Source organism: Flavobacterium sp. A45 (genome assembly GCF_002001005.1).
Lineage (GTDB): Bacteria > Bacteroidota > Bacteroidia > Flavobacteriales > Flavobacteriaceae > Flavobacterium.
In genome coordinates, this window is the sequence record NZ_MUNX01000059.1 from 52,832 (window position 1) to 75,608 (window position 22,777).

General features: G+C 36.0%; 17 protein-coding genes. 2 read left to right on the forward strand and 15 right to left on the reverse strand.

Going from position 1 to position 22,777, the window contains the following annotated elements:
- Nucleotides 1–233 precede the first annotated feature (233 nt).
- Nucleotides 234–506, forward strand: coding sequence for a DUF6520 family protein (locus B0E44_RS04510; RefSeq protein WP_077371009.1), 273 nt, complete (start codon nt 234–236; stop codon nt 504–506).
- A 219-nt stretch (nt 507–725) separates the two neighbouring features.
- Here B0E44_RS04510 and B0E44_RS04515 read toward each other — a convergent pair whose 3' ends face one another.
- Genes B0E44_RS04515 through B0E44_RS04525 form a run of 3 tightly spaced genes read right to left on the reverse strand, consistent with a single transcriptional unit; the run spans nt 726 to nt 7,799 of the window.
- Entirely contained in the window at nt 726–3,344 is a 2,619-nt protein-coding gene (locus tag B0E44_RS04515) for a S9 family peptidase (RefSeq protein ID WP_165688767.1), read from the reverse strand.
- A gap of 10 nt (nt 3,345–3,354) precedes the next feature.
- Complete coding sequence (locus B0E44_RS04520; protein WP_077371011.1) at nt 3,355–4,746, reverse strand: RagB/SusD family nutrient uptake outer membrane protein; 1,392 nt, start codon at nt 4,744–4,746, stop codon at nt 3,355–3,357.
- Between the two features lie 17 nt (nt 4,747–4,763).
- A complete protein-coding gene (locus B0E44_RS04525; protein ID WP_077371012.1) occupies nt 4,764–7,799 on the reverse strand; it encodes a SusC/RagA family TonB-linked outer membrane protein in 3,036 nt (1,011 codons plus the stop codon).
- A 571-nt stretch (nt 7,800–8,370) separates the two neighbouring features.
- On the opposite strand from B0E44_RS04525, the gene B0E44_RS04530 reads away from it, so the two are divergent.
- Nucleotides 8,371–8,742 (forward strand): helix-turn-helix domain-containing protein, encoded by a 372-nt coding sequence (locus B0E44_RS04530; protein ID WP_254423247.1) that lies wholly within the window; start codon nt 8,371–8,373, stop codon nt 8,740–8,742.
- Between the two features lie 293 nt (nt 8,743–9,035).
- Here the strand turns inward: B0E44_RS04530 and B0E44_RS04535 are convergent, their stop codons facing one another.
- The 12 genes from B0E44_RS04535 to B0E44_RS04590 all read right to left on the reverse strand — a co-directional run bounded on the left by B0E44_RS04535 (nt 9,036) and on the right by B0E44_RS04590 (nt 22,754).
- Nucleotides 9,036–9,929 (reverse strand): hypothetical protein, encoded by an 894-nt coding sequence (locus B0E44_RS04535; protein ID WP_077371013.1) that lies wholly within the window; start codon nt 9,927–9,929, stop codon nt 9,036–9,038.
- 35 nt (nt 9,930–9,964) lie between these two features.
- Nucleotides 9,965–11,458 carry a class I SAM-dependent DNA methyltransferase gene (locus B0E44_RS04540; RefSeq protein WP_077371014.1) on the reverse strand — a complete coding sequence of 498 codons (1,494 nt, stop codon included), beginning with the start codon at nt 11,456–11,458 and terminating at the stop codon, nt 9,965–9,967.
- 2 nt (nt 11,459–11,460) lie between these two features.
- Nucleotides 11,461–13,305, reverse strand: coding sequence for a DUF262 domain-containing protein (locus B0E44_RS04545; RefSeq protein WP_077371015.1), 1,845 nt, complete (start codon nt 13,303–13,305; stop codon nt 11,461–11,463).
- 75 nt (nt 13,306–13,380) lie between these two features.
- Complete coding sequence (locus B0E44_RS04550) at nt 13,381–14,295, reverse strand: DUF6615 family protein (protein ID WP_077371016.1); 915 nt, start codon at nt 14,293–14,295, stop codon at nt 13,381–13,383.
- 13 nt (nt 14,296–14,308) lie between these two features.
- Complete coding sequence (locus tag B0E44_RS04555; RefSeq protein ID WP_077371017.1) at nt 14,309–15,643, reverse strand: restriction endonuclease subunit S; 1,335 nt, start codon at nt 15,641–15,643, stop codon at nt 14,309–14,311.
- Nucleotides 15,633–16,754, reverse strand: coding sequence for a helix-turn-helix domain-containing protein (locus tag B0E44_RS04560; protein WP_077371018.1), 1,122 nt, complete (start codon nt 16,752–16,754; stop codon nt 15,633–15,635). The genes B0E44_RS04555 and B0E44_RS04560 overlap by 11 nt, the downstream gene beginning before the upstream one ends.
- A 15-nt stretch (nt 16,755–16,769) precedes the next feature.
- A complete protein-coding gene (locus tag B0E44_RS04565; protein ID WP_077371019.1) occupies nt 16,770–17,078 on the reverse strand; it encodes a type II toxin-antitoxin system RelE/ParE family toxin in 309 nt (102 codons plus the stop codon).
- Between the two features lie 111 nt (nt 17,079–17,189).
- Nucleotides 17,190–20,009, reverse strand: coding sequence for a DEAD/DEAH box helicase family protein (locus B0E44_RS04570; protein ID WP_077371020.1), 2,820 nt, complete (start codon nt 20,007–20,009; stop codon nt 17,190–17,192).
- Between the two features lie 240 nt (nt 20,010–20,249).
- The gene (locus tag B0E44_RS04575) at nt 20,250–20,849 is read right to left on the reverse strand and encodes a 7-cyano-7-deazaguanine synthase (RefSeq protein ID WP_077371021.1); all 600 of its coding nucleotides are present in this window, start codon (nt 20,847–20,849) and stop codon (nt 20,250–20,252) included.
- On the reverse strand, nt 20,837–22,024 hold the full coding sequence (locus tag B0E44_RS04580; protein WP_077371022.1) for a PfkB family carbohydrate kinase: 1,188 nt from the start codon (nt 22,022–22,024) through the stop codon (nt 20,837–20,839). Before B0E44_RS04580 ends, B0E44_RS04575 begins: the two co-directional genes overlap by 13 nt.
- Nucleotides 22,021–22,338 (reverse strand): hypothetical protein, encoded by a 318-nt coding sequence (locus B0E44_RS04585; protein WP_077371023.1) that lies wholly within the window; start codon nt 22,336–22,338, stop codon nt 22,021–22,023. Before B0E44_RS04585 ends, B0E44_RS04580 begins: the two co-directional genes overlap by 4 nt.
- A 206-nt stretch (nt 22,339–22,544) precedes the next feature.
- The gene (locus tag B0E44_RS04590) at nt 22,545–22,754 is read right to left on the reverse strand and encodes a hypothetical protein (RefSeq protein WP_077371024.1); all 210 of its coding nucleotides are present in this window, start codon (nt 22,752–22,754) and stop codon (nt 22,545–22,547) included.
- Nucleotides 22,755–22,777 lie beyond the last annotated feature (23 nt).

Consider the following 22,777-nt stretch of genomic DNA (forward strand, 5'->3'; position numbering starts at 1 on the left):
TGTGAAAATTTGTGCAATTTGTGGCTAATACTATTTTTTACATAGTATGGACTATGAGAGAAGTGAAACGCCTACCAAACTCTTTTTTTAAACACTATAAATTCTATGTTTCTATGTGTTAAAAATAATTACACAAAGGGTTATATACATATAAAAATCTATTGGCCAAGTAGCAGGGATAAGATCGAAAACCTGTAAAAAAGAGTAGATCATAAATTCTAAATTTTACTACAATGAAAACAACATTTTTAAATTTAGTGACGCCAATTGCTGTGATTGCAGTGGGATTGGCAGGAGCATTGTCAACTAATGCAGCGGAAAAAAGCGAAAGCAGATTCGCACCGGTAATGGGCTACAGACATATAGTCGCAGCCATACCATGTCAGGCAGAACAGACGTGTTCCAACAGTGGTACTTACATTTGTAAGGCGGATAGTGATGACGCTAATCTCTATGCAAAATCGGGTAATTCATGCGAAACGCTGCTGTTTAGAGATACAGAATAGCTAAAAGCTAGTTTAAGATAATGCCGTCTGAATAATGTCCAGACGGCATTGTTTTTTTAACTCATTCAATTTAGACAAAACACAAATGTAAATTAGTCCACTGGCTCCCTATAACCTGCAATTATACCAATAGTGAATATAAATCTCTTAACTTAATGACACTGGCTCCCCTCTCCTTCGGAGAGGGGCTGGGGGGGTGAGGATAAGCTTGTGGCAATGCTATTGCGCTACAGTCATCCATGGCATCAACGGTTCATTTTTTAAATAATGTCCAAACCATTCTTGAATACGTTTCGTTAGATCTATTTGATACTGTTCTTTCAACAGTGCATGACCTTCCTCAGGATAGATAAGCATCGTGTGCGTTTTTCCAAGCCTTCTCAAAGCAAGATAATATTCAATGCTTTGATAATAATTAACATGCCGGTCTTCCCCTCCTGTCCAGGACAATAACGGCGTTTTCACCTTTGCGGCATGCAGTACCGATGAATTCCTTAAGTAGCTGTCAGTGTCTTCAAACAATGATTTACCTATCCGCAGTTGGTCGTATTCCGACCTCCAAAAATCAGGCTTAAGGTAGTTGCCCCCAATATACAGATAAGTGCTCACCAAATCAGTCCATGCCGCTCCGGCAACTGCCGTGGCAAATCGATCCGTTTGAGTAATGATAAAACCGGTTGCATAGCCTCCAAAGGAATGCCCAATCAGTCCAATTTTCTTTGGGTCAACTAAACCCTTTGCAATTACAGCATCAGTTGCGGCTAAGACACACGAGGTGGCAGATTTTCCCACTTCCCCCACATCGAAAACAATATCAGGTAACAGTACAAAATAACCCTGTGTGGAAAAATTGCAGATATTGAACCCACCCTCTTCAAATATGCTGGGATTAATATAATCATGAAAATACTGAAATTGCCGCTGATAAATAGAGACCAACATCGGATAGTGCTTTCCAATCTGAAAATGGGCTGGATAAATAAGCACGCCAGATAACTTTTTTTCGTTAACAGTATAATGGATTTGCTCTGCTTTTCCCCAATAATAATGCTGTTGTTGCATATTACTTTGTATTACTTCGCTGGCAGCTGTTTTAAAATCCGGTTTAAATAACAGCCGCGGTGCGCATTCATAACTTTGCTCCACATACAAAAAAGCATCACTATAAGCTGCCTTGATAAACTGGTTGGTTTTCTTGGCTTCCCAAACTAGAGCCTTTTCTCCTTCCCTTTTTTTCCATAAATAATAGCCGCTGGAGCCTGTGCTTTTTTCATTTGCTTCCAGAATCCATTGATCATCCAAATCAAATTCTCCGGTTCTCAGATCATGTGGCTCATTTATGGATTCTTGTTCGGGATTGATTGGTTTTATTCTAAAACTAATCCCCTTTTCTCTGCCGTGGGTCAATCGGACTCTCGTAAAACCATCTGGGGAAACCTCCCAAATATCAAACTCGTCATACAGCAGTATCGATTGGTCATTGGTGGTCCAGCCCGGGTTGCCATAAGCCATTGCATCACTCGGCTTATCGTGCCGTTCATTAAAAAAAGAAACAGGTAAATTTTTAGTAATGTTGGTATGGGTTTGCCTGGCAATATCATACACCCACCAATTCTTGTCTTTTGTATACGAAACATACTTGCCTTGAGGAGACATCAGTAATGTAAAAACATCACCACTCTGTTTTTCAAGCATCAAGTTTGTTTTGCCAGTTAACAGTTCGGTAATGTAAAGATCACGCTTTCCGTCATAATTGGACTGGGGTTCATAAGCTAGCGGATCATAACTTATGGCATAAGTAAAGTCACCATTCAAAACGCCCTCTGGAAGTTTCCTGTTTGTGATTTGCATAAAGCGGTTGCTTTTAGGCCACCACACCGCTAATTTTTGCCGTTGCGCTGGCGTTCCAAAAAGATGCTTATTCGGATATAATAACTTATCAGCTGCATTCCATATCTGTACAGTCGTTTTCGTAGTTTCCGGCTTCACAGCATTTTCCTCCACTTCAAAAAAGAGGCGTTCACCGTCTTTGGACAGCATAATTTGGTTATTGCGCATTGCAATTTGCATCTCCTTTGGAAAATCTTCCCGATGCTCTGTATCAAAAACAAATAGCTTTTTTTCGCCGGTATCATAATAAAACAGCTTAGCATTGGTAATGCCTGCTTGCATAAAAGCAATGCTTTTGCCCCTCCAGCTAAGGTTTTGAAACCCTATACTGCTGTCGGAAACAATGGTATGCTTCACGATGGTATTTCCAAGGTGCAGCATACCAACGGTATACTTTTTTACCGAATCACTACAAAACAACAAGGCATTCCCTGTGGCATCCAGTTTCCAGCTGCTTATGCCGGCAATGCGTTCAACGGTTCTGTTTTTCATGTCTTTAATCACCAGTTGGCTATTGTCCCCAGATTGCTTTAAAAATTGCAGCAGGTACCTTCTGTTGGCGGTAAAAGCAAAATGGGTAACTTTTGGAGTGTAATGCAGCTCGCCTGTCACTAAATTTTGCAGCGCGAGCGTATCATGCATTTTACAGCCAAACCATTGCTCTCCATTAAACTGTCCAGCAATACCACTTGGAAAAGCATGGGTTTTTCCGCTAGTCGTGCTTTTGATAAAAAGCGTGTCTTTCTTTGATTCATACTGCAGCAGGTAACTTGCCCACTGGCCCTTATCGGAAATAGTTCTGGCTCGTAAAGTACTCCATAAATGGTAATCGGCAGCCGTAAGGGCTCTTTTAGATTGTGCCTTCCCCATTAGGGGAAAGCACAATAAAAAACAAATACTGCAAAACCAGAAGCTAAAACAGGGATAAGCCATCAATCTTTTTTTCATGACATTTATTTTAATAACCGGCATTTTGCGGCGCCAGATTTGGATTTAACAACAATTCCGATTCAGGCAGCGGAAAATTAAGGTCGGTTGAATTCCAGCCTGCTTTTACAGGTGAGAGCACAGCATCAAGTTTTCCAATTCTCTTAAGGTCAAAAAAACGGTGTCCAAATTCAGTAAATAGTTCCAGCCTTCTTTCGGCAATTACAGCATCAATAATAGTAGCGGCAGTTGTAGATTCCGTATTAGGCAGTCCTGCTGCATTCCTGATTTTATTTAGATCTTCCTTGGCTCCAATCAAGTCTCCTTGGTGCGCCCGCGCTTCTGCCCGAATCAAATATTGTTCGGCAAGACGAAACACTATTGAGTATTCCATCGAACTCCCAGTATTACCCACGGCTTTATACTTGCTGGCATGATACCAAAGATCCGTTCCATCTGAAACTGCCGTTATCCACTGCATTTTTCTTTGGTCACCTGCAGTAAAGGATGTCATCAGTGAGCTTGATAATGCCGACAATGGCGGTGGCCCGCTGAAAAAACTAAAAGTCTCAGCCTCCAGGGTATTGTCACCGGGAATTTTGGGCATTAACTGCCAGATCGTCGTGGTGCTTTCTTTTAAAAACACCTTGTCTAGATCCGATTCCCAGCTATAAAGCCCTGTCTCATTAAGCACTGCAGAGGCAGCATTGGAAGCTTCATCCCAAGCACCCATATAAAGGTTTACCCTTGCCAATAAAGCCTCGGCTGTCCATTTGTTGGGGCGAACTCGTTCTTCAGTAATATAGTCCTCCGGAAGCAAGTCAATGGCGTTTTCAAGATCAGTCTTAATTAAAGCATATACCTCATTTTCCGGTATCCGGTGCACTCCTTTATTATCTTCATAATCGGTTGTGCCGATATACGGAATAGATCCAAAGGAATTGGTCAGATAAAAATGAAGCAGTGCACGCACAAATAACGCTTCCCCTTTCAGCTGGTCTTTATCCGTTGTGTTTAGCGAAACTGAGTTTTCTACTCCGGCAATAACAGCATTGGCAGCATATATCTGGTTGTAACTGCTGTTCCATAATTCACTGACCTCACTCCCGGAAGGCAATAAAGCATTGTTGTAAAAATTGATTTCTCCTCCATAGAGATCAAGCTCATCAGCATAGAGTCCCAATCGGCTTGACAGTCCTAACAAAGATCCTGTAAGCAAACCGCCATCACGAATTTTGGAATAAATATCTACCATAGCCGCATTGGCAGTGGTTCGGTCTTGATAAACAGCCTTAGCTGTAAGTTGCGAGTCAGGGAGATCAACTTCGGTAAAGCTGTCGCATCCTGATATAAGAAAGGAAACTATACCTGCCAAAAACGATATTCTCCAAGTCAATACAAATAATTTAATGTCTTTTTTCATCACGATATTTTTTTGGTTTAAAAAGTAACTTGCAGACTGCTGGTGTACATACGAAGTGGCGGCAGAAACCCAGCCGTCCTAAACTCAGGATCAGCTCCTTTATAATTGGTAAAAGTGAGCAGGTTCTGTCCCTGAAGGCTAAATCGAAGTTTCATCTTTTTAGTCCAGCGTTCCGGTACATCGTACGACAGCGAAATGTTTTTCAATCGGATGTAAGAGGCATCACTGATACCCGCATCACTTTGTCCATTTCGGGTATTGGCTCTTTGTATAGTGGCTTTAACACCGCTCGAATAAATTTGATAGGGTCCGCTGTCGCCTGCTTCTTGCCAGCGGTCAATAACTGCTGATGGTTGGTTGGTCATCGTGCCGGGCATACGGAACATAGAGGTAGCATTAAAATTTTCCTGCTTGACAAATTGGAAAAGAAAATCCAATTGAACCGGTCCGTAAGACAATTGGTTTTGCAGCCCGCCGTAATACTGTGGATTAAGGTTCTTAAGGGTTGTTCGATCATCTGCCGCAGTAATTGTTTTATCGCCATTTACATCCTCAAATTGATACACACCAGTTTTGGGATCAAGCCCTGTTTGATGGTAAACCTTGGTGATGTTCAATGGCTCTCCAATGACATATTGGTTTTTATAGGGTGAGCCTTCAAGATTAGGAAACGATAAGAGTTTATTTTTAGACTGCGTAAAATTCAGGCTGCTAATCCATCTAAAGGTAGAACCGCTGATGTTTACCGTACGCAAAGTAATTTCCACTCCCGAATTTTCCACAGTGGCATCTAGGTTCGACTGTATGGTCGTAAACCCTGTCGTGCCTGGCAGCGGAGTCCCCACAAGCTGATTGGAGGAGTGGTTGCGATACCAGCCAAAAGTGGTAAAAATACGGTCATTCAAGAAGCCAGCCTCCATCGCAAATTCCAGTTTGGTATTGGTTTCCCATCCAAAATTCGGATTAAACAGCCGTGAGGGACTCAACCCGCTTGTGCCTTGATAGATATTACCCGAACTGCTGTAAGTATCCAGATACTGATAGTCTCCTATCTGGTCATTCCCAGTGGTTCCATAACTGGCTCTAAGTTTTCCGAAACTTAAAAAACCAATGGTATTTTTAAGGAATGCCTCATTTCCAAACAGCCATGCAGCACCCACAGCGCCAAAAGTAGCATACTGCTTGCCGGGGCCAAAACGGCTTGAACCGTCCCTACGCCCAGTAGCATTGACGATGTAGCGATCCATCCAATTAAAATTAACACGGCCAAAAAAAGCTTGGTATTTGTAAACCGTTTGGCTACTGCTCAACACAGAATAATTGGCGGCAGAACCGGGATTTCCCATCTGGCTGTTGTTGGCAAATCCATATCCCAAGGTCACAAGTTGGTCACCGCTCTGCTCTTGGAAAGTACTACCCAGCAATGCCTCAATTTTTCCGTCGCCAATCTTTGGATTCCAGGACAACTGAGGCTCAGCAATCCACGATTGCCTATTGGTGTTGTTTTCAAAAACATTGGACATTTCACCACCGAAGCCATAAGCAGGATTGTAAATGGTCGAGGGCAAATTGGTGATTTCGTTATGTCTCAGATCACTGTATCCAAAACTCGATTTCGCAACCAGACCCTTGGCCAGTTCGTAGGATAACACCGAATTAGCAATCAGATCATGAGTATTACTTTTAAACTTTCCCGCTATTTTTGCCAGCGGATTGTTAAAAGTATTATTCTCCCAGTTTACATTCCCCTCGGCATCAAATAAATCAGGCGCATTAGGAGAGAGCGTTAAGGCAACTTGGGTGAAATCCGTTGGTGGAAGGAAATTATCTTGTGCAGTGTAACTTCCTGTAAAATTAATTTGGAATCTTTTGTTTGCAGAAGCATGGTTCAGGTTGACGTGCATAGTACCTTTTACATATTTAAAATCACCGGGATAAACCGTGGTCTCTCTACTGTAATTGCCCGAGAGCAGGAATTGCGTTTGTGCCGATCCTCCAGACACCGAAGACTGTACAGTGGTATAGGTCGATGTTCCTCCTATAATCTCTTTCTGCCAGTCAGTATCTCGGTTAGGATCCCATGTGCCGTTCACATCATAGGCATTCGCGGGATACTTCGTAATACCATCATTCGCATAGGCTTCCTTTCGCATTTCCAGATACTCGGGTGTATGCATCAGGTCCATAAAGCGGGTCACCTGTCCAAAACCACTCGAAAGGTTCGCAGTAAAAAGGGTACTCCCCTCCTTCCCTTTTTTCGTGGTGAGCAGCACAACCCCATTGGCACCACGCGAACCATAAATAGCTGTCGCATCCGCATCTTTAAGCACTTCAATGCTTTCAATATCACTGGGATTAATGCTGTTTATCGGACTCGTTTGCCGTGGTGAACTGCTGGAGGTGTAAGAACTCCCGATTACCTCCGAGGAATAAGGAACACCATCGATAATGTACAATGGCTGGTTCCCCTCGGGACGTAAGCTGTTCAATCCGCGAATCTGAATCTCAAACCCGCTTCCCGGCACTCCGGAATTTTGGATGATATTGACCCCCGCCATTCTCCCCTGCATCGTGGCAAGAACGTTGCTCACAGGCTGTGTTGCGATATCCTTGCCAGTAATTCGGGCAATGCTCCCTGTGCGTTCGCTTTCCTTCACGTTATAGTACCCCGCATTAATCTTCACTTCCCTTAAGGTAGTAGCATCCGGCTGCAGCACTATATTAATTTGGTTACGGCCATTAACTGGAACAATTTCCGTTTTGAATCCCACATACGAGAACACCAAAGTATCCTGAGCAGACGCACTAAGCTCATACTGCCCATTATAATCCGCAACAGTATACGCATTAGATTTATTCTTTATAGAAACATTGACCCCGGGAAGAGGATTAACCCCATCGGTCACAGTCCCCTGTATTTGATGTTGTTGGGTTTTGATAAGTGTCTGCCGTTTTAAATTCTTGGCATGAACAAGTGAAAAAGACAACATCGCTCCCATAAAAAACAGGAAACAAAAAGCCCTTCCACCCACTGAAAATGAAAAATTATTCATAATATTGGGTTGGTTAAATTAAAATATAAAGTTTTGTTTAGCTACGGCTCTCTACTCAGTTGTCCAGACGGTTAGAGGGCCTTATTTTTCTTAGTTCTTTGGTTATGTCATAGGCACATATTTTTAATTGTTAAATCACTAATCCTAATTCTTTATTCTTTGCTCTTGCATCTTTGTTCTTGTTTCTTTATCGCATTCACAACTCACAACGCATAACTAAAAAACAAGCCTGCACCGAAACACTAATTCAAAAAACGAATCAGCACAGGCATTAAGTAGATGGTATTTATTTCATAGGCATACGGATTTTAGCGGTTTAAACTGCTGCGAGACAATAAAAATTGATGAAGGGATAAACGCTAAGAATAAAAGCTGGAGTTTTTACCTAAATAATAGGCATAAAAAAAGGCATGGAACTCAGCTTATATCGTTATCGGGGTACTGGCGGTACCTTACCACGAATAAGTGAGCCCACGCCAGTGACGTGAGCATCGTACTTATCATCTCGTGGTTATTTAAACGCCAGTTTTCGATAACGAGATTCAAAGCGAATGCTTCAAATATTTTTTATATGAAGAATCGCAAAAATACATCTTATGATGTATTTGTAATACAAATATATAAAATTATTTCAAAAGTAACCTACAGGTGTCCTATATTTTCTTTTTTAAAAATGAAATTTACTTTTATGAATAACGATAATTTCATAGCAGAAAAGGAAGCACTAGGAATTAGAATTCAAGAGCTTCGACAAAGGGTCATAAATCCTGATACGGGGAAACCTATTTCTCAAGAAGAATTAGGTTTGATATCTAATGTTGCAAAAAAAACAATCGGAGAAGTAGAAAGGGGTGTAACAAACCCAAAATTAGAAACATTATTAATGATTTCTAAAGGACTTAATGTTTCTATTAAAGATCTATTTACAATTGATGAGATATAAGATGCCCAGGCATCTTTTTTGTTTTTTACAATACTCATAATTGCATATTTAAATTCCCGAATTGCATCCTAAATAAAAAATAAAAACGCATATTTTGATCTTAACTAAAAAGTCAAAATATGGAATGGTATGAAATTATAGGCCTAGTTGTGATATGGTTTATAGGACTTTATCTAAGAGGAGAATTTTATGAGTATTTGAAGAATAGGTATCATAATGATAGTTGGAATAAAAGATGTAAAAAAAAAGATACTGATTAGGTATATTTTTTAGGTAGTTTGCTATTTACTTTACTAGTAAAACATATTTTGAATCTTAATATTTCTCGTTTTATCTAAAATTGTTTTGGTCATAAAAACATAATCATATATCAATTTTTGAACATCAGTTACTTCTTGAGGAACAAAGATTAATATTGGAGACTGAGGTTTTTTTGTAATTAAAATTCTCTCGTACTTATAATTATTATTATCAAAACTAAGTTCTTGTATAATTTTTATAAATCGATCGTTATTTTCTACATTAAAAAAAAAGCGAATCTCAAATCCTTCTCTGAACATAACGTCTCCACAGGGAAATAAGTTATTGCAATAAACATATTGGTTTGTACTGTTAATTTTAATTTCAGGAAAAATTTCCTGAAACCATTCTTTAACTCTTATTAGATCTATCTCGTTTAAAGGGAAAATATTTTTTTTGATTTCATCTTTTTCAATAATAACCTCATTATTAAGTTCCTCTTCAACTTCCACTTTTGTATCTAAAATCGTTTCTCCTACAACTTTTGAGTTCTTTAAATACTTATCAATTAATTTTACCAATTGATTACGTTCTTTATCTGTTTCTGTAGTATAGGCAAAATCAATAGAATTTATATCTGAATATTGATATAAATTTTGAGAAGATACAATCCCATAGGTGTCATTCAAATAAATTTTGGCATGCAAGTCTTTAACAAAAACTATTTTAACATTCAATTGTCTTATAGGTTCTAAATCTTGTTTGACATTTTCTCTAACATAAAAAGTAATTTCTACTTTTCTTGCAATTGCATTTTTTAAACATCTTTTTAATTTATCCCAATTCTTTATATCAACATAAGGAGATACAATTATTAATTCCTTTTCTGCATCTTCTATCAGCGTCATTATTTTACCTGAAATTTCCATTACGGGTATAAAAACCATAAACTATATTTTATAAATTATTATTTCAAATTTTACTATTTCAAACTAGCTATAATCGCTCTAAAACTATCCAAACTCGCCTCAATATTCTCCACAATCTCCAAAGCCAAAACATCGGGATCCGGTAAATTGTCCAAATCAGCCAATGATTTGTCTTTTAGCCAAGTGATATCCAAACTCGTTTTGTCTCTTGCAATGATTTCATCATAGGTAAACTTTCTCCAACGTCCTTCGGGGTTAGTTTCAGCATCATACGTTTCTTTGCGTTTGTGTCTGTTTTCTGGATTGTAAAGGTTTATGAAATCTTTTAAATCACTTAGTTTTAATGGGTTTTTCTTTAAGGTATGGTGGACATTAGTCCTGTAATCATATACCCAGGTTTCCTTGGTCCAGACGGCTTTGCTGGAGGGCTTTCCATCAAAAAACAATACGTTGGCTTTTACACCATTGGCATAAAAAATTCCGGTTGGCAAACGCAATATGGTATGCAAATCGGTGGTTTCCAATAACTTATTACGAACCGTTTCACCCACTCCGCCTTCAAACAAAACATTATCGGGTAACACCACGGCTGCCATTCCGGTTGTTTTAAGCATCGTGCGGATGTGCTGTACAAAGTTCAATTGCTTGTTACTCGTAGTGACCCAAAAATCCTGACGGTTATAGGTCAAATCTTCTTTCTCTTGTTCACCATCTTGATTGGTAAACGTCATGCTACTTTTTTTACCAAAAGGAGGATTGGCCAAAATATAGTCGTAGCGCGTGCCCGAATCGGTAATCAGGGAATCGTTTGGCGAAATAAAATTATCCGAATCAATATCACCAATGTTGTGCAAAAACAAATTCATTAATGCCAAACGTCTGGTACTGGCGACAATCTCATTTCCGAAAAAGGTTTCGTATTTCAAGAATTTATTAGCCTCTTTATCTAAATTTCTATGCTCGACAATCCAGTCGTAAGCAGCAAGAAAAAATCCTCCCGTACCACAAGCAGGATCTGCAATCGTTTTTAACGGTTCCGGACGCAAACATTCGACCATCGCTTTGATTAAGGGACGAGGGGTGAAATACTGCCCTGCACCACTCTTGGTATCCTCGGCATTTTTCTCTAATAAACCTTCATAGATATCGCCTTTGTCTTTCACGCCCATCAAGATCCAGTTCTCGGCATTGATGAGCGCGATGAGTTTGTACAACTTGGCTGGATCTTGTATTTTGTTTTGGCTCTTGACAAAGATTTGTCCTAAAATCCCTTTTTCTTTGGCCAATTCACGTAACATAATATTGTAATGCGACTCTAGCTCCGTACCACTTTTGGTTGTCAGGGTTTCCCAAGCAAATACCTCAGGAATTGGCATTTCCCTGTTGTGTGGCGGTTTGCTGTATTCGTCTGCCATTTTCAGGAACAACAAATAGGTCAATTGTTCTAGGTAATCACCATAGCCCACGCCATCGTCTCTAAGGGTTTGACAAAATGCCCATACTTTACTAACTATACTCGAAGTGTTTGCTGAATTATCTTTGCTCATTATTAATTCCAAATTATTTTAATTAAATCAAATAGAAGTTTGTGACGTTCTTCTAATTCTTCTTTTCCAAATTGATCCATATGTCTAAACTTTAGATTATAATTATCTATCATTTTTGAAAAGTCTAGCTTTGACTTATATGTATCCTCTCTTAAGGTTTCATTCCAATAAAGAGTATTTGCATATGACTTTAATTTCTTTTTATAGATTTCATTATTACTCGAAATATTATCAGCTCCCTTTAACAATAACAGACCACCAAGTCTATTTCTCTCTCTTTCAAATAATTCTTCATCATTATCGAAATGGGCTCTATTTTCATCATTATAAGATAAAATATGCTCAACATGAAAACCATTTTTATACCCTGTATTTTGTATAAGGTCATAAAAATTATGTTTCATATTTAATTTTGTATTATCAGCAATGAATTTTTCTATACGTGCAAAAAAGTATCTCTTAAAACGCTTTTCTAGCTCTATACCAGTTTCTTTAAAAAATGAATAATTGAAAATTGTGTCAACATTTATTCCTTTTATATCAGATATATGCTGAATTAAATATTTGTCAAAAACCTCATTGATTTTAGATATTGATTGATTTCTTAATTCAACACTTATTTTAAAAATCTCAGTTGAAAACGAATTACTATTATAACTTCTTTGTAGTTGTAACAAACAAAACATACGGTCCAACTGGCGACTGACTACTAATATTTTATTTTCTTCTTCTATGTCGTTAATTTCACAAGCAGACATTATAAGTAAGAACTGAGTGTTCATTGATGTTAAACTATTGTAGTGTACGTAAGGTTGTAATTCATTGAAACTTACAGAATAATTAAATATCTTTTGATACAGATTTGTATAATATATAAAATCATTTTGAATAAATTTTTTAACACCTTTTGCATTATGCTTAAGCTGTAATATTTTGTCATATTCATCTTCAAACATTACCCTGTGATAATCCTTGTCAAATTTTTGTGCGAGTCCCCTGGTATCAGCCAGTTTTGCTTTTAAGAAATATTTAAAAAATTCATCAATTTCATCTTCTCTAAAATTGTTTATTTTTTTTACTTGTTCTTCCCAAACATCATTTATTTTCAACTTAATAAGCTCATCTTTATCTATTTGACCTAAAAGTTTCCCTTTTAGAATTTCATATGGTTTTAGCCTTACTCCTCTATCATTAATAACTTCAAAGACCATTGGAACTTCAGTTTGTTCAACAGCTAGGTTGATCAATACTAGTCTATTTAGGAAGAAGAATATAAAAGATTCAAGTTTGTGTAAGTCTTCTGAAAATTCAGCATCCATCCATTTTGATATGATTTGATAGTTTAAAACCATATTCTGAGCCGTAATCCCACTTGAGATATCTATACTATTTGCGGGTGTTCCATCAAGTAAACCTTGCATTGCAACTTTATGAGCCTCATGATTCATCCAAAATTCTTTTTTGAATCCTGTATGACCAGAGATTTTATTTTTAACCCAATCAATTAATTCTGATTGTTGCAATTCCGCCAAATGTTTAAGCTTAATCAATATAAGTGTAATCGTCGTCAGTCTTTGTTGTCCATCAACTACATATATTTTTCCATCAATAACATTAGTAACATAGGTATTTAAATAATACCAAGAATATTTTGAAATTAATTGATCTAAAGCAATATCTGAATCTTTATGTTTTTTGTATTCCTCATTAAATTTATAGAATACATCTTCCAATAATCTTTTTACTGGCTCTTCATTCCATTTATATTGCCTTTGGTAAAAATCAATGTGATAAGTTGTGTTAGAAAAAACACGGTCGATATTTTGTTTGTCTGGTGAGATGTCCATTAGATTTTTTTATAATTAAAAGATTAAATATAATTGTGAGTTTTACATATTTTAAATGTGATGTTGCTTTAAAAATTATTCTTCGCTGTCATCTTCAATTTCATCTGTGTCAATTATGATTAGTGCTTGAGGATTATAAAAATCGTTTTCAGCTTTACTTTCATTTCTTTTGTAAAAATCTTCTACCAAATAATCACTATTAGTTGTCATTATAGGTATCAGATCGTCTCCTTCAAAAAACTTTTCCAATCCCGGAAAAAAGAAAAAGAAAAAATTAGTTTTATTTCTAGATTGAAATATTCTAAACATTTGATTAATTTGTTCCGCAAAATCTATAGTAAAATACGAGAGTTCATGAAAAGGAACTGAAAGATGCCTATTTGAATGTTTGTGAAAGTAGAACAAATGAGTAAAATGACGTAATGCATATAGTCTCGGCGAAATACGACTTCCATTATTATCATGATATTTCGAAAATTCTTTAGTTTGGAGCATTTTTATTGAATATGCTGCTGCAATGGTAATGCCCAGACTTTTCATATCAAAAGGTGTGGCAGAATTATAATGATTAGCTAATGTAAGGCTGCTTTCTTGAAGATGATTGTAAAAACCGTACATACCTAAACTTGATTTATCTCTTGAATATGATATTAATTTTTCAGTTTGACTAAAATCAATTTCGTTGTATTTACTGTTAATTCTCTTTCCTTTTAAAGTTTTCCCTTGAAAAAACATTCTTACATATTTTCCTTGAGTTTTACTTCCAATGGCTATTTCAAAGTCATAACCAGCGATTTTTTCTTTTGTCGCACCAATCATTTCTATGTTCTCAATTGCTGGACATTGTGCACGTACAAGTTCTTTTAAAGCCATAGATGTCAAACCTTCCTCCCTGATTTCATGAATATGATATTTTGGATTAGGGTCAATTGGCTCTAATTCATCCCAAATTTTATGTGCAGCTCTCTTTAATGAATCTTCTAATGTCATAATATTATTTTAGTTATAAAAGTTCTCCTTTAAACGCCTTTTTCAATATACTCTGTCTCAAAGCCTCGGCTTGTTGCAGACTTTGAGTAATACTTTCCTCCATTTTATCTGCGACACTCAAACGACTTTCTATTTCTTGGACAATTTGGTGCTGTTCTTCGAAAGATGGCAACGCTATTGCTAAACTTCGTATAGAATTTTTATCAATAGTTGGATTTCCAACACCTTTTACATATTTTGAAATTTCTTGACGCGAAAAGGACGACAATAGGTGATAGTGAATATATTTATTTACATCAACATTAAATCTTAACGCAAATAAATTCATCGCAAGTGATGAAGCAGAATTTAACTTAGGCATGAAATATATTTTACCCGCATTTCCAATTTTACCAATTAAAATTTCTCCGCCAAACAACTTACTTCTTGACATATAATTGTATGCATCTTCGGTAATGTATTTTAAATCTTTATTGAAATTATTTTTCTCAAAATTAGTTGCTCTAATCATTATTGCATAATCAGGTATATCAAGCAGCTGTACATTCTCTTTTATTTTAACATAACTTCCATTTGCGTGATAATCCGTTAAATCAGAAATTACCTCACCTAAACTTACCCATTTCCAATTCTCAGGCAATTTTGATAATTGTAAAATGTCATTAACGGTCAGCGAATTTGTAGGCTTTAATTTTTTTCCTATTCTTTTTGCTTCATTTTCCTTCTCTACTTGTATTTTCTTTAATAAAGCATTGGCAGTATTTAAATTATTTTCTTTTTTTCTCCATTCTTCAGTCAACTTCCCTTCAAAAGCATATTTCAAAACACTTTGCCTGTAGGTTTTGAGTTGCTGTTGTGCGGTTTTTAAATCCTCGATGCCTTTGTCTAACTCACTAAAAAGTTCTTCTATTTTGGAGACGATGGCATTTTGGGTTTCGGGAGGAGGTAAAGCTATTGGTAATTTAGAAAATACAGAAATCCAATACCTTTTATGAGTATCAAATGAAATTCTTATCGTTTGTATAAAATAGAAGACAAATAATAAATTTACATTTTCATCCTTTGGTTTTAAAATCTTCATTGCTGATGATTTTACTTTAAATTTAAAGTTTACAAGCTTATTTGCAGTAGTAAAATCATCAAAAATTATAACAGGTAAGTTTTCAAAAATGCCTTCCGTTTCATTGGTTTTCCCCAGTACAAAAGTTTTTCCTGCAGTTAAAACTGGAGTTTTGTAACTATTATCATAATCAGTTGATTTAACAATATATTTTGTGGGTTGGATATAATCTAACAAATCTTCCAATTTTTTTATTTTCCAATCCTTCGGTAATTTATTATGTGACATTTACAATATACTTTTCGTCCAAAAGTGTCAGGACGTTTTCATTAAATAATTTTTGGTTGGCAAAAGAGATGGTTTTATCATGAGCCAATTTGCCTATGATCAATGCGGGATGAATTACCAACGCTTGGGCACAATTAAGGATGTCTTGCTTAGAAAGATAATTGAGCTTGGGTTTTAAGTAATCTGAGATTTCTTGGTATTTCAATTTTTCGGCTGCTTTTTGGTTGGCTTCTATTTCTAGCTCATTGACTTCGTCGGCACTAAAAGTATCAAGAAAAAAACTGTTGTTTTCGTCTAGATGATATAAAATGTGTGCTATTTCATGCGCCATGGTAAACCAAAAGTTATCAATACGTTTGTATCTGGCGGTATACACCACTACAGGATTGTTTTGATAGTAAAAGGCTGCTCCATCCAGATACGTTTTTTGCAAATGAGGCAATACAAAAAAGACAACCCCTATTTGGTTTAGTTTTTCTAAAAAATTATTCATTCCGTTTTCTTGAATGCTATACACATTTATGGAATTGTATAAATCCTCTAAAGCCGTTTTGTCAAATTGTGGCACCGAGAAACCACTAGCCACATGCAAGGCTTTGTGATACCAAGTATAGGTATAAGACGCTTTGTATTGATTAAAGTTCTCCGATTTTCGAGCCAAAAGTGGCACAATTTGTTTGTCCCATTCTTCAAAATCGAGTGTTGTGGTATTCCAGAAATCCAAAAGGTTTGCATACAATTCCTGAACACTCGAAAAAGCGGGTATCCAGTTTTTGGCAATCATATCCCGAATAGGCATTCTTTCATAAAGATTTGCCTTTAGTTCTGCTTGTTTTTCTTTTTCAGATGGCTCGGAATCCAACCATAATCTATAGTTAGAATCCAGATTAATCCAATACTGAGGAGAAGTATCAAATACTTCGGCCAAAATTTTTGCGGTTTCTAATGTAATGGGTTGTTTGTCTTGCAAAATTTTATTCACATGCTTTATAGTCATACCAATGACTTCTGAAAGCTCTTCTTGCGTCCAGCTTCTATATTCCATCTGTTCCCGAATAAAATAACCGGGTCCAAATTTTCTTGCGGGTCTTAATTTTTGTGTAGTTGCCATAACGTTCGTTATTTTTTAAGAATAATGATTTGAAATTTCTGTTATAATGAAATCACCAATAGTCAGTTCCTCATTATTCCAATCAATATCCATTTCAAGACGGTATTTTATTTTTAATCGCATGGAATAGGAGTTTTCGGTATTTGTCATTTTCTCAAAATTCAACCCTTTATCATTCCATAAATCATAAATATCATTCGCAGCCTCAATTTGTTGTATTCTGGCAAAGAATTTATCAATTATATCGTTGGGAAGTTTTAATTTCTTCGACTTTCCTGTTATATATAATTTTTCTAATTCTTTATTTTTGAATGTAAAATTCATCTCTATTCTTTTGCAAAAGTAATACTTATTTCTATAATCGACACTACAAAAAGTACTTTTAGGTTAAAATAGCTATTTGTATTAACGTTTAAGTATAAAATTAATAGCTTATTAGGCCGCCAACACCTCATTTAATTCACTAATTATGGCATCCATTTCTTCGCCAAACAACTGCCACATTTTACTCAAGCCGCCTTCGGCATTGAATGGACTTAAATCAAAATCGTCTTTCTCTATACTAAAACTATTGGCTACATAGTCTTTCATCATGCGCAGCCATTGCATTTGGGCTTCGGTAAACTTTAAAGTTCCCGCTTGTTTCTTGAACACCCATTCTTGAAAATTACGGTCTACTGTTTTATCATAACCCGTTAGCCATTCATCAGTTCCTATGGCTTTTCGCAATAATGAAACCAACAAAACCAATTCTTGTTTGGGTTTTTCGGTTCTTGGCATTCGCTGTATCCGTTTTCCTTCGGCTTCGGTATCTTCTTGAGTGGCGTAAGCATCCCATAAAACGGGCAACTTAATGGCTGGTTTTTCAATCAACAACAATTCATAAAGGTCTTTAATCATTTTATAAGTCAAGCTTCTGTTTTTATAATCTTGAGTATAAAAAATTTGCAAAGCCGTAATCTCATCTTTGTGCAACTGTATCCAAGCTTTGAAATCGGTGATTACCACTTTGGCTAGTTCGGCATGGTCTTTTACCCAGCCAATTTTGGTAATGGCATCCATATTGACTACATCAATAATTTGGTCGTATTGCTTGCGAATATCCACAATAAAATCGCGCAAGTCAGGATTATGAAAAACCGCAACGGCATCTTCTATCAACTGCTGTTTTCCTTTGGCTATAGCCACATCAATCTCTATAGGAGGAAATCCTCGCATAGCGCCTTTAGTCGTTTGTTCTACTTTTTCAATCGCGTCAGGATCGTAGGCATTGAGCAATTGTTTTACAATATGATGGATCGTAAAACCATTGGCTTGTTCGGCAAACTTGAGTTTGTCTTTCTCGGAAAGTTGGCGTTCCAAACGAATCAAACGATTGGCAAGGGTAGTCAACATGTCTTCGGAGGTGTTTCCCATTGCTACATTGGCCAAAACATCCTTCAAGGAAATGCCAGGCGCTTTTTCTAGCGGTCGGCTATCGGTTTTCTGCGAATTTTCGACACCAATGGCATCAATAATCACAAAATGGTCTTTGCTAAATTTTGCCGAAGGTGTTCCTTTGGCTTTCAATTCTTCTACAGAACAGGTTCTGGTTCCACGGCCTTTCATTTGTTCGTAATACGAACGGCTTTTTACATCGCGCATAAACAACAAGACTTCAAGCGGACGAATATCGGTTCCCGTCGCAATCATGTCTACCGTGACCGCAATACGTGGGTAATAATCGTTACGAAATTGTTGTAAGACCGATTTTGGGTCTTCGTCACTCTTGTAGGTTATCTTTTTGCAGAATTTATTTTCTTCTCCAAATTCCTCACGTACCATTTCGATAATGTCTTCGGCATGGGAATCGGTTTTGGCAAATACCAATAGTTTTGGCACTTCGAAAATACCCTTTTCATCCATACGATCGGGGAACATGGCAGGTAAATTGTCTTTTACAGCTCTAATGATGGTACGAATCGTACTTGGGTTTACAATGTCATTGTCTAATTGTTTGCCACTATAAACTTCATCTTCATCCAAAGATTCCCAGAACTTCTTGCGGGTGAGTCGTTTTCGTTTGTCTACTTTTTCGCCCAGTTTGATGACGCTTCCTCCTTTGGTAATTTGGGTTTCAACCGTAAATACATTGTAGGGCACTAATACGCCATCAATCACGGCTTTTTCATAACCATAATCACAAACCAAGTTTTGGTTAAAATAACCAAAGGTTCTGTTGTCTGGCGTTGCCGTCAACCCAATTTGAAAGACATCAAAATAATCCAAGACTTGTTTCCACAAATTGTAAATACTACGGTGGCATTCGTCAATCACTACAAAGTCAAAGAACTCAATAGGCACTTTTTCGTTGTAACCGACAGGAACAGCCGTTTTAGTTTCGAAAGTTCTTTCGTTCGGATTTTCCTCCTCGGCACTTTCGTCCAAGTCAGTTTCTTTCAAAATAGAATACATCCTTTGAATCGTACTGATATACACTTGACTGTCATTCGGAATAAAAGAACTGCTCAAACGGGTTACGCCATACAATTCAGTAAACAAACGGTTGTCTTCACTGGCGGTGTAGGAACGGAATTCGCCTTCGGCCTGCTCGCCCAAGTTTTTGGTGTCAACCAAAAAGAGAATGCGTTTGGCTTTGGCATATTTCAATAAGCGATATACAAAAGAAATCGCCGTAAAAGTTTTGCCGGAACCCGTTGCCATTTGGATCAAAGCTTTTGGTTTTTGCTCTTTGAAAGATTGCTCTAAATTGGTAATAGCAGTAATTTGGCAATCACGCAAACCGTCAATAGGCAGGACAGGAATATCATGTAAACGTGCTCGTAAAGTTTTTGTTTCTTTTAACCATTGTAAAAAAGTTTCTGGTCGGTGAAAGGTAAATACATTCCGAGAACGTGGTTTAGGATCTCTATAATCGGTAAAACGGGTCACTTCGCCTGTGCTTTCATACACAAACGGTAAAGGATCGTTGTTCAATAATCGGAGTTTGGCATTGGCATACTGAGACGATTGCTCTTCAACAGAAGTCAGATGAATGCCTTCTTCCTCCCGCTTGGCTTCAATAATTCCAACCGCATTTTTATCAACAAACAAAACGTAATCTGCTGGACCAATATCCGTTTGGTATTCCCGAATGGCAATTCCCAAACCAGCAGCTAAGTTAATTCTTTTTTTATCCTGTATAATCCACCCGCAAGCGATCAACTGTCTGTCGATATGGTCTCTGGCGATTTGTTCGGGGTTTTGGTTAATCATTGAATTGGCTTACACAGTTAATCTGGTTTAAAGATAGAAAAAAAGTTTATTTTCAAGCTAAAAACAGCATCTTTAAACAAGAAAATTCTTCAAAGATAATAGCAATGCAAATCATTTTAATTTCTTTCTGGAAAATCACATTTTTTTAGGATGGTACAAATGACCTATAAATTATTTTAGGACACTTAACCTCTTAATTGTAAATGTTTTATTCAAATCTACTTTCATGTATTATGTATTTTAATCTATTTTTAGTTCAAATCTTACTCTCATTTGTTTTATACAACCAGAACAATTGCCACATGCAATATTCGAAACATGGCATGAATGAGCAATAGATAAAAGTTCGACGGGAACACTATATTTAATTGCCAACTCATGGCTGAATAGATTATTAGTTTCACATCTAATTGATATTTTGCCTTCTTGATAAGCAACTAATTTATTTATATATTCATAAAATTTTGCTGTTCCATCTTTGTGAAATCCATCTGATTTTACTGTTGCTAAGTGGAGTTCATTTATACCATCTTTAATACCTTGCATAAGAGCCAAAGTAATTATCAATTGGTTTCGGTATGGCCACCATTCGTCAGATGGAGAAAAAATTAAATTTTTTGAATTTGCTAAAGTTCCAGAACCTAAACTTTTACAATCAACACTAATTACTTTGTGCTCTATATTTAATTCTTTACAGATGTATTGGGAAACATATATCTCTCTTTTCGCTACTGTTTGTCCATAATCAATAGTATAAGCAATTTCTGGTTTTATACCATAAGCAAGACATATTGAATCAATTCCACCAGATAATAAAATGCCTTTTTTTAAAGATTCCATATTGTATGATAGATAGCTGTTGTTAAATTTTGGAATATTTTTGCTTTACCTGGCTTTAACATTAATAATTCAGAATCTTCACAAGTTCTGTGGTAACAAATTATTTTTTTATTCATAGCTAATGAAAAACCAGATTCTATTAATGTTCCTGAATCTAAATTATCAAAGACACAAAATATAATATCCGAGTTTTTAATCCCTTCTAAATCTTTCACAGCAATAGATTCATCATTTCCTAATCCAATATCATGGAAAGGCGAAAAAACTTTAATGCCAAATTCAAGAAATGCATCCCTAATCTTGTCTATTAAAATTAATTCCGCGATTGAAAAAAAGGGCGCAGCAATATATACTTGTTTGTTCTTTAAATCATTCCCGTCAAATTCAATAAAATCATAATCAAATTCCAGTGAATCAATGTATACTTTCTTATCACAATATAAAGAAGTTGTTTTTGATGCAAGTATTGCACAATCTTCCAGTGGAAGATTTTTAATCATCCAATAATATCCAAAACTTGAAGTAAAAACATCGCCAGAACCTATTTTATTTATATTCTTGGTAACAAAAGAAGGGATATGGAATACACTGTCTTTATAAAAAAGCTTAGCACCAAATGGTCCGTTTTTTATAATTACTGCAAAAGCTTTCTCTTCATTTAAAAAATAATTTTTCATATCTTCAATATCGTTACAAGAAGAAATTGCCTTTGCCTCATTTAAATTGACAATATAAATAAGTTGCTCCGCCTTACCAATTTCACTAAATTTTTTAGGTTTTATAGGTGTTTGTGGGTCATAAATAACTTTTTTCCCATTTGCAGTAAACTCTGATTCTAACATTCCATAACAAATAATATTTTCATTAATAACCTGAATGTTTTCTGTTCTTTTTAAACTTAAAATGCTTGGATAAATATTTGGATTATCTAAAGCAAAGCTATATTTAAAGGTTATTAAATTGTCGCTCTTAGTGCATTCAAATTTGAAATTAGTATAAACTTTTACGTTCTCTTTTAAATAATTTACAACTTCATCATTACCACTTGTGAAATAATTTACAGCACAATTATTTTCTAATAGAAATTTGCAGCATCTGAATCCAGAACCATAAATATCCATTGAAATATCATCATAGTTTATTTCGCGATATGTGCCACCAATTACTGAAATCATGACCTCTTTATTTTTACTTTACAAGCAGGATAATTAATTTCAATTATTTCTGCCTCATAATGATTCCCAATTTTAATACATTCAATAATATCAGCAGTACTAGGATGAACTATAGATCCAATTATTTCTCCATCTGCATTGAGAACAATCAACGCTTCATTTTTGCCAATTTCAATTTCTAAAATATTTTCGACAGATAGTTTTTTCAAGACTACTAAATCAATACTAGAAAGAATTGTGATAATTTGACTTGTTTCACAATCAAATTTTGCTCTTTGTGGTGGTACATATTCGCCCCCTCCTGATCCACTCATATCTATTTAATTTTAATGATTTATATTTTTTAAAATGTTTTTTTGTTGATATACCATGCCTTAATAAGACAGTTTATTCCATTTTTAAATTGATCTTTTTATTTATTCTATTGAGGTATTATGAATAATTTCAAAAGGGTTTACAATTTAATATTCGATTTGAAAAAGGTTCTGAGAACCCCAATTAAGTTTGTAAACTATTAAAATCAATCTTCCCAACCACATAATGTTAACCCGTAGCTTTGCGCTTGAGAAAGTGATACTTTTACTATTTCATGTTTGCAGGCAGCCAACCCCCGACAAGTTTCGGTATAATGATATTTCTTTGCTCCCGTTGGCCCACAGATATAAACTTTAGTTTCGGCGGGATGAAAAGAAGCGAGAAAAATAAAAAGGAGGATTATAGTAGCTTTCATTTAAATTATTTTGGCGTTAGTAG